Source organism: Streptomyces sp. AcH 505 (genome assembly GCF_000818175.1).
GTDB lineage: Bacteria > Actinomycetota > Actinomycetes > Streptomycetales > Streptomycetaceae > Streptomyces.
This window is the reverse complement of sequence record NZ_JTIY01000001.1, coordinates 4033826-4041357: the sequence shown is the minus strand read 5'-3', so window position 1 is coordinate 4041357 and position 7532 is coordinate 4033826. Positions and strand designations below refer to the sequence as shown.

The 7532-nt window shown below is 71.6% G+C and carries 7 protein-coding genes; 5 read left to right on the top strand and 2 right to left on the bottom strand.

The window, feature by feature from the left end; genetic code table 11:
- Nucleotides 1-144: 144 nt before the first annotated feature.
- On the bottom strand, nt 145-1176 hold the full coding sequence (locus tag HY68_RS18480) for an iron-siderophore ABC transporter substrate-binding protein (RefSeq protein WP_041990301.1): 1032 nt from the start codon (nt 1174-1176) through the stop codon (nt 145-147).
- A 227-nt stretch (nt 1177-1403) separates the two neighbouring features.
- On the opposite strand from HY68_RS18480, the gene HY68_RS18475 reads away from it, so the two are divergent.
- From HY68_RS18475 to HY68_RS18455, 5 genes are all read left to right on the top strand, one after another.
- Entirely contained in the window at nt 1404-2597 is a 1194-nt protein-coding gene (locus HY68_RS18475; protein ID WP_041990299.1) for a hypothetical protein, read from the top strand.
- A gap of 360 nt (nt 2598-2957) precedes the next feature.
- Complete coding sequence (locus HY68_RS18470; RefSeq protein ID WP_078863953.1) at nt 2958-3908, top strand: ABC transporter ATP-binding protein; 951 nt, start codon at nt 2958-2960, stop codon at nt 3906-3908.
- Nucleotides 3908-4636, top strand: a complete 729-nt coding sequence (locus HY68_RS18465; protein WP_041990294.1) for an ABC transporter permease — start codon at nt 3908-3910, stop codon at nt 4634-4636. Before HY68_RS18470 ends, HY68_RS18465 begins: the two co-directional genes overlap by 1 nt.
- Nucleotides 4633-5802 (top strand): sensor histidine kinase, encoded by a 1170-nt coding sequence (locus HY68_RS18460; RefSeq protein WP_052457130.1) that lies wholly within the window; start codon nt 4633-4635, stop codon nt 5800-5802. The genes HY68_RS18465 and HY68_RS18460 overlap by 4 nt, the downstream gene beginning before the upstream one ends.
- 111 nt (nt 5803-5913) lie before the next feature.
- On the top strand, nt 5914-6546 hold the full coding sequence (locus tag HY68_RS18455; protein ID WP_041990291.1) for a response regulator transcription factor: 633 nt from the start codon (nt 5914-5916) through the stop codon (nt 6544-6546).
- 22 nt (nt 6547-6568) lie between these two features.
- On the opposite strand, the gene HY68_RS18450 is transcribed toward HY68_RS18455, so the two are convergent.
- Nucleotides 6569-7532, bottom strand: a 964-nt coding sequence (locus HY68_RS18450) for an MFS transporter (RefSeq protein WP_041996510.1), incomplete at its 5' end; no start/stop codon positions are given.

Genomic DNA, 7532 nt, shown 5'->3' with positions numbered 1-7532 from the left:
CCGTTGCCCGTGCCCGCGGCCGCCCTGCCCGCAGCGCCCTGCCCGCAACGTCAGGGGCCAGCGGCGCGGCGTCGGCGCGCGCTACGGACCCGGGCCGCAGGCGCCCGCCTCGTACCGGCCCTCTGCCGGCCCTCGTACCGGCGTCTACTTCGCCAGGTAGCCGTCCAGGTCGTCCAGCACCTGGTAGGCCGCCGTCACACCCAGGCCGAGGTACCAGGTCTCGTCCTTGACGTCCTTGGCCCTGCCGTCCTTGACCGCCGTCAGGTTCTTCCACAGCGGGTTGCCGCGTGCGGTGTCGCGGTCGGTCTTCTTCGCGTCGCCGTACACCCCGGTGAAGATCCAGTCGGCGTCCGCCTCGTCGATCTTCTCGGGGCTGATCTCCACGGCCAGGTCGTTGATCTGCTGGTTCTTCGGCCTGGGCAGACCGGCGTCCTTGAGGATCGTGCCGATGAACGAGTCCTGGCCGTAGAGGCGCAGCCGGCCCGGCATGTAGCGGACCATCGAGACGGTCGGCTTGTCGGGTCCGACGGCCGTGCCGAGCGCCTTGGCCTTCTCCTCGTACGTGGCGAGCTTCGCCTCGGCCTGGTCGAGCCGGTCCAGCGCCTTGGCGTTCAGGAGGTAGTTCTGCTTCCAGGTGAAGCCGGGCCTGATGGAGAAGACCGTCGGGGCGATCTGCGCCAGTTCCTTGTACTTGTCCGCGGCGCGGAGCTGGCTGCCGAGGATCAGGTCGGGCTTGAGCTTGGCGATCGCCTCAAGGTTGAGGTTGTTGATCGTGCCGACGTTCTCGGGGGTGCCCGCGTCCTTCTTCAGGTAGCTGGGGATGGACTCGTCGCCCTCGGTGGGGGCGTAGCCGACGGGCTTGACACCCAGTGAGACAACGTTGTCGAACTCGCCCACGTCAAGGACGACGACCCGCTCGGGGCGCTTCTTCTCCACGGTCTTGCCCATGGCGTGTGTGATGGTGCGGGGAAACTGGCCGGGCTTGGCGTCGGTGCCGAAGGCCGCCGTCTTCTGGGCCGCGTCGCCGAAGTCCTTGCCGCCGGTGGCGACGTCGGCCTTCTTGGCGGCCGAGTCCGATGTGGCGGAACCGCTGTCGGAGCCGCCGCCGCAGGCCGCGAGGGTGAGGGCCGCCGACAGGGCGACCGCGGTGATGGCGCCGCGGCGTCGTATGGACATGGGTACTCGCTCCAGCTGTGTTCCGTCGACATGCCCACGCGGGCATACTGAGTCAGGCGTACCTACTTAGGCGTACCTAAGCTAACCCACCGCCTCGCTGACCAGCACAACCACCCCCGCCATTCCCGACGAATCCCCTCAGTGACACTCTTATGTGTGAAGTGGGGGCTCTCATGTTGTTCGGCTGGAAGTACGAAAACTACTTTCATGGCCGGAGGTGACACCGAATGACGGTCCGCGCCATGGGGACGGCCGCGGCGGGCGGCGCTGTGCGGCACACCGGATTCGCGATCACGGCGGACGGGACGTACGCGGCGCGGCTGACGCGCGCGACGCCGGACAGCGACGCGTGGTTCCCCGAGCGGTGGACGCTCGACGGCCATGAGCCCTACGCCGTACCGCTCCCGCTCGACCAGCCGGAGGAGCCCGGCACCCAGGTGCTGCCGCTGTCCGACGGGCGCGTGCTCATCGTCCGCAGGGTCGCCGACCGGTTCGGGCTTTCGCTGCTCTACCCGGCGGGGCGCGGCACGGGCGAGCTGCCCGTCGGCGCCGTCGAGTGCGAGGAGCTGACGCTGCTGCCGCCGGCGCCGGACGGCCGGAGCGCGTACGCCCTCGCGCCCGGCCAGCACTCCACCGCGGTCTGGCTGGTGGCGGGCGGCGCCTTCGGTCCCGAACTGGTCGCCGAGGTGCCGGGCCGCTGCTCGGGCGGCGGCTGGCTGGACCGCGCGGGGCGGATGCTGGCGGTGGACCGGGAGCTGGACGGTGTCGTCAAGGCCGTCGCCGTCGATCTCGAACGCGGCGGTGAGGTCATGCCGTTGCTCCAGATCACGGAGGAGAGCAACGACCGGCTGCTGCTCGCCGACCCCGACAGCGGGCTGCTGCTGATCTGTTCCGACGCGCCGGGGCACGGCAGGATCGGCTGGGGTGTGCTCGGCAGCAGGCGGCCGGTGCGCTTCCCCGAATGTCTGCGTCCCGCGGACTGTGTGGTCACCCCGTTCGCCGTGCAGCCCGGGCAGATGCTGATGCCCGAGAACTGCGCGGTGGCGCTGCGGATCGACATCGCGAAGGACGGCGCGGCCGGCGGCGCCGCCGGCGACAGCTGGCTCGGTGTGTGGCGCCCGGCCGGCCGCCAGCTGCATCAACTGCCCGCGCCTGAAGGGTGGCTGGCCGGCTCGGGGCTGTGGACACGGGACGGTGAGCTGCGGCTGCCGCACGCGACGAGCGCGGTGCCGTGCGGGGTGGCGCGGGTCGCCGCCCCCGCGGACGCCCCGGTCCCTGACGGGATCGCGCAGAACGATCCGTCGGGGCTGGAACCGTCCGGCGCTCCGCGGACTCCTGTGTTGTGCAGACCGGTTCCGCTCCAACAGGCGCCGCTCACCGATCCGCAGGCACCCCTGACCGGCCGTGGGACGGCTGGCTAGGGTGGTTGGCGCACAAAGCGACCACGACAGCGACAGTACGACGGAGTGACTTCACGACATGTCTGAGGCCCGAACCGACACGGCTCAGGACCGTCCGCAGACCGCGGACGCCGCCCGGGACGAAGCCGGAGGCTACGGAAAGCACCGCGGGGGTGCCGCATCGACGGAGGACTCGACGTCTCCGGCCTACGGCAAGCACCGACGCCACGGAGAACAGACCAAGGCCGCCTGACCGGCGGACTCATATCGCAGAGGGATCACAAGGGGCCGCCGGTGGCGGCCCCTTGTGACATATGTACTGCCCGAGTCCGTACATGCGCATCTGCCGCCGGTGCCGCCCCGCTCCGTAGCGTCATGGGCATGACGCAGACAGCAGAACCAGCCGCGGCAACGGCGGTGCGTTTCACCGGAGTCGGCAAGTCGTTCGGTGCCGTACGCGCCGTCGTGGCCGCCGATCTGAGCATTCCGCGCGGCGAGACCGTGGCCCTGCTCGGCCGCAACGGCGCGGGCAAGTCGACCGCGATCGGGCTGCTCCTCGGCCTGGACGAGCCGGACACCGGGACCGTGCAACTCTTCGACGGCCCGCCGTCGCGGGCCGTGGCGGCCGGCCGGGTCGGCGCGATGCTCCAGGACGGCCGGCCCATCAGGCGGGTGACCGTAAGGGAGTTGGTCACGTTCGTGGCGAGCACCTTCCCCGAGCCGCTGCCCGTCCCCGAGGCGCTGGCGCTCGCCGGTCTCGGCGAACTCGGCGACCGGCGCGTCGACAAGCTCTCCGGCGGCCAGCTCCAGCGGGTCAGGTTCGCGGTCGCGCTGGCCGGCGCGCCGGAACTGCTCGTACTCGACGAGCCGACCGCCGCGCTCGACGTGGAGGCAAGGCGCGCCTTCTGGGCGTCCATGCGGGCGTACGCGCGGCGCGGCAACACCGTGCTGTTCTCGACGCACTACCTGGAGGAGGCCGACGAGTACGCGGACCGGATCGTCGTCATCGACCACGGCCGGATCGTCGCCGACGGCTCGGGCGACCGCATCAAGGAGACCGTCGGCGGCCATCTCGTCAGCTTCGACCTGCGGGGGCTCGGCTCGGAAGGGCTCACCCTGCTGCCCGGCGTGGTCTCGGTCGAGGTGCGCGGCGACCGGGCCAGGCTCCGTACCGACGACTCGGACGCGACCGTCGTGGCACTCGCCGCGGCGCAGCGCATCCACCGGCTGGAGGTGACCCCGGCGACGCTGGAGGACGCCTTCCTGGCCCTGACCCATGAGCAGAAGCCGACCGAGGTCCACGACCAGAAGCTCGCGAAGGAGATGGCGTGATGTTCCAGTACGTCAAGCTGGAAGTACGGCGGGCGCTGCGCGATCCCGGGTTCCTCATCTTCGGCGCCGGGATGCCCGTACTGATGTATCTGCTGTTCACCAACATCGGGGTGAGCAGCGGCCCTGACTCCGACGAGTGGCGCACGGCCTCCATGGTCGGCATGGCGGCGTACGGGGCGCTCGGCGCCGCCGTCAGCACCGGCACCGGTATCGCCGAGGACAAGTCGCACGGCTGGCTGCGCCAGTTGCGCGTCACACCGATGCTGCCGCGCCAGGTGGTGCTCGGCCGGGCGATCACCGGATCCGTGACGGTCCTGCCCGCGCTGTGCGCCGTACTGCTGGCCGGTGCGCTGGTGAACGGCGTACGGATGCCGCTGTGGCAGTGGCCGGTGCTGATCGTGCTGCTGTGGGCGGGCGCGCTGCCCTTCACCCTGCTCGGCATCGGCAACGGCTACCGGCTCACCGCGCAGACCACGGGTGTGCTCAACGTCGCCACGCTGATGGGCTTCTCCGTCATCGGCGGACTGTGGTTCCCGCTGGAGCTGTTCCCCGGCTGGCTGCGCTCGGTCGCCCGCTTCACCCCCGCCAACCGGTTCGCGGATCTGGGCTGGTCGACGACGGCGGGCAACGCTCCCGGACTGCTCACCGTCGTGGTGATGCTGGGGTGGCTCACGCTGTTCGGTTCGTACGCTGTTGTCTCCTACCGCAAGTCAGGGAGGACGGTATGAAACCCGCGCTGAGGACCCGGCTGCTGGCGCTGCCCTTCAGGCGCTCCGCCGCCTGCGCCCCCGAGGGACAGCGCCGGCCGGGGCCGCCCAGCGGGTACGCCATGCTGCCGTGGCTGCTGATGCTGCTCGGCGCTTTCTCCAACCTCGTCCAGGGCAAGACGCCCAACGCGTGGGTCGGCGCCGTCGGTCTGTTCATCTTCAACTCGCTGTACGTGTCGGTGGTGTTCCGCGCCTTCGTGCCGCGGGCGCGGGACAGCGCGGGCACCCGCTGGACGCTGGTCGCGATGGGGGTGGTGACCTTCGGCCTCGGCATCGGGTACGGCGGCAGCTGGCTGCTGTTCTTCCCGCTGCTCGGTCTGGCGTGCGGCAGTGTGCTGCGCGGCCGGGCCGTCGGGGTAGTGGGGCTCGCGCTGAGTGTGTCGGCGGGGACGATCGGCGGGTACCAGGAGGGCTGGGACGCGGTGACCGTCGCGTACGGCACGTTCCTGTCCACGATGGTCACGGCCGCGATCCTCACACTGTCCGAGACGGTGATCGAACTGGGTGAAACCCGGCAGGAGTTGGCGCGGTCGGCGGTCGAGCAGGAGCGGCTGCGGTTCTCCCGCGACCTGCACGACCTGCTCGGTCACACCCTCTCCGTGATCGTGGTGAAGGCGGAGGCGGCGCGCAGGCTGGCCCCGCGGCAGCTGGATTCCGCGCTGGGCCAGATCAGCGACATCGAGTCGGTCGGCAGGCAGGCGCTGACCGAGATCCGCGAGGCCGTCACCGGCTACCGCGAGGGCAGCCTCTCGGGCGACCTGGACCGCGCGCGCTCGGCGCTCAGCGGCGCCGGCGTCGAGCCGGTCGTACGGCAGTCGGGACGCCCGCTGGACCCGCAGACCGAGGCGCTGTTCGGCTGGGTGGTACGGGAAGCCGTCACCAACGTCGTACGGCACAGCGGGGCGACGCGGTGCGAGATCGTGGTGGGCAGCTCCGAGGAACGGGCCACACTGACCGTCACCGACAACGGCATAGGCGCCCACCCCGACCTGGTCGACTCGGCGGCCGGCAACGGCCTGAAGGGCCTCACTGAACGGCTGTCGGGCGCGGGCGGTTCGCTGGAGGCGGGCGCGGTGGGAGACGGCTTCCGGGTGACGGCGCGCCTGCCGCTGACCGGGGCGGCCTAGGAGGTGCCGGCGGATCAGGCCGGATCAAGGCCCGGACGGGCCCTGGCCGGGCCCGGCCCCGCCGACCGGGTGCCTGCGGGCGGCCGGCCCTAATCTGGCCCCGTGAACGAGATGCCGCAGGACCACAGGCCGGCCACGTCCGTACGCGTCCTGCTTGCCGAGGACCAGGGCATGATGCGGGGCGCGCTCGCGCTGCTGCTCGGGATGGAGGCGGACATCGAGGTGGTCGCGCAGGTCGCGACCGGGGACGCCATCGTGGGTGAGGCGCTCACCTCACGGCCCGATGTGGCGCTGCTCGACATCGAACTGCCGGGCCTCAGCGGGCTCGACGCCGCCGCGCTGCTGCGCGACGAGGTGCCGGACTGCCGGGTGCTGATCCTGACGACGTTCGGCAGGCCCGGCTATCTGCGCCGGGCCATGGAGGCGGGGGCCGCCGGGTTCCTCGTCAAGGACGGGCCTGTGGAGGAGCTGGCGGCGGCGATCCGGCGGGTGCTCGCGGGTGAGACGGTCATCGACCCGGCGCTCGCGGCCGCCGCGCTGAGCGCGGGGCCCAGTCCGCTGACGGCGCGGGAGCGGGACGTGCTGAACGCGTCCGTGGACGGTGCGACGGTCGCGGACATCGCGGCGAAGCTGCATCTGTCCGAGTCGACCGTCCGCAACTACCTGTCGTCCGCGATCGGCAAGACCGGCACCCGCAACCGCATGGAGGCCGTACGTTCCGCACGTCGGCAAGGCTGGCTGTAGCCCTCAACGGCCCAACAGCCCCTCAAGAGCCCAGCGTCTCGGCGCGCCGGTGCGGCAGCCACACCAGCATCAGCAGCGCGCCGAAGAGCATGATCAGGCAGCCGACACGGAACGACAGCGCGTAGCCGGCCGTCAGCGCCTCGGGGCTCGTGCCGCCCGCCGTGCGGGCCGCCGCCGCCGTGGAGAGGATGGCGAGGCCGAGCGCGCCGCCCATCGTGCGTGAGGTGTTGATCAGCCCCGAGACGAGCCCGGCGTCGCCGGGGGCCGCGCCGGTCGTCGCGAGGGCGGCGAGCGGTGTGGAGGCGAGGCCGAGGCCGGTCAGCATGAGGATGCCGGGGCCGAGGAGCGACGTCACGTACGTGCCGTCGGCGGTCATCATCGACTGCCACCAGAAGCCGGCCACCGCCATCAGCGTGCCGAGTACCGCGAGGTTGCGGGCACCGACCCTGGGCATCAGCCGGGGCGCCAGCTTCGAGCCGACGACGATGCTCAGCGAGCTGGGGATGAGCGCGAGGCCCGCCTTCAACGGCGAGTAGTGCAGCACGTTCTGGGCGTAGACCGTCATGAAGAACCACACGGCGAACGAGGTCGCGCCCGACACGAACATCCCCGCGTTGGCCGCCGAGACCGCCCGGTTCCTGAACACCTTGAGCGGTACGAGCGGCGAGGCCGAACGCGCCTCGACGGCGACGAACGCGCCGAGCAGCAGCAGCCCGCCGATCAGCGGCACCAGCGTCGCCGCGGCGCCCCAGCCCTTCTCCTCCGTCGACACGATGCCGTACGCGAGGACGGCGAGCCCGACCGTGGCCAACAGGGCGCCCGGCAGGTCGAGTCGGCGCGGCCGGTCGTTCCTGCTCTCGCTGACCCATACGGCGGCGCCGACGATGACGAGCACACCGATCGGCACGTTGATCAGCAGCACCCAGCGCCAGGACAGCAGATCGGTGAGGACCCCGCCGACGAGCCCGCCCGCCGCGCCGCCGCCC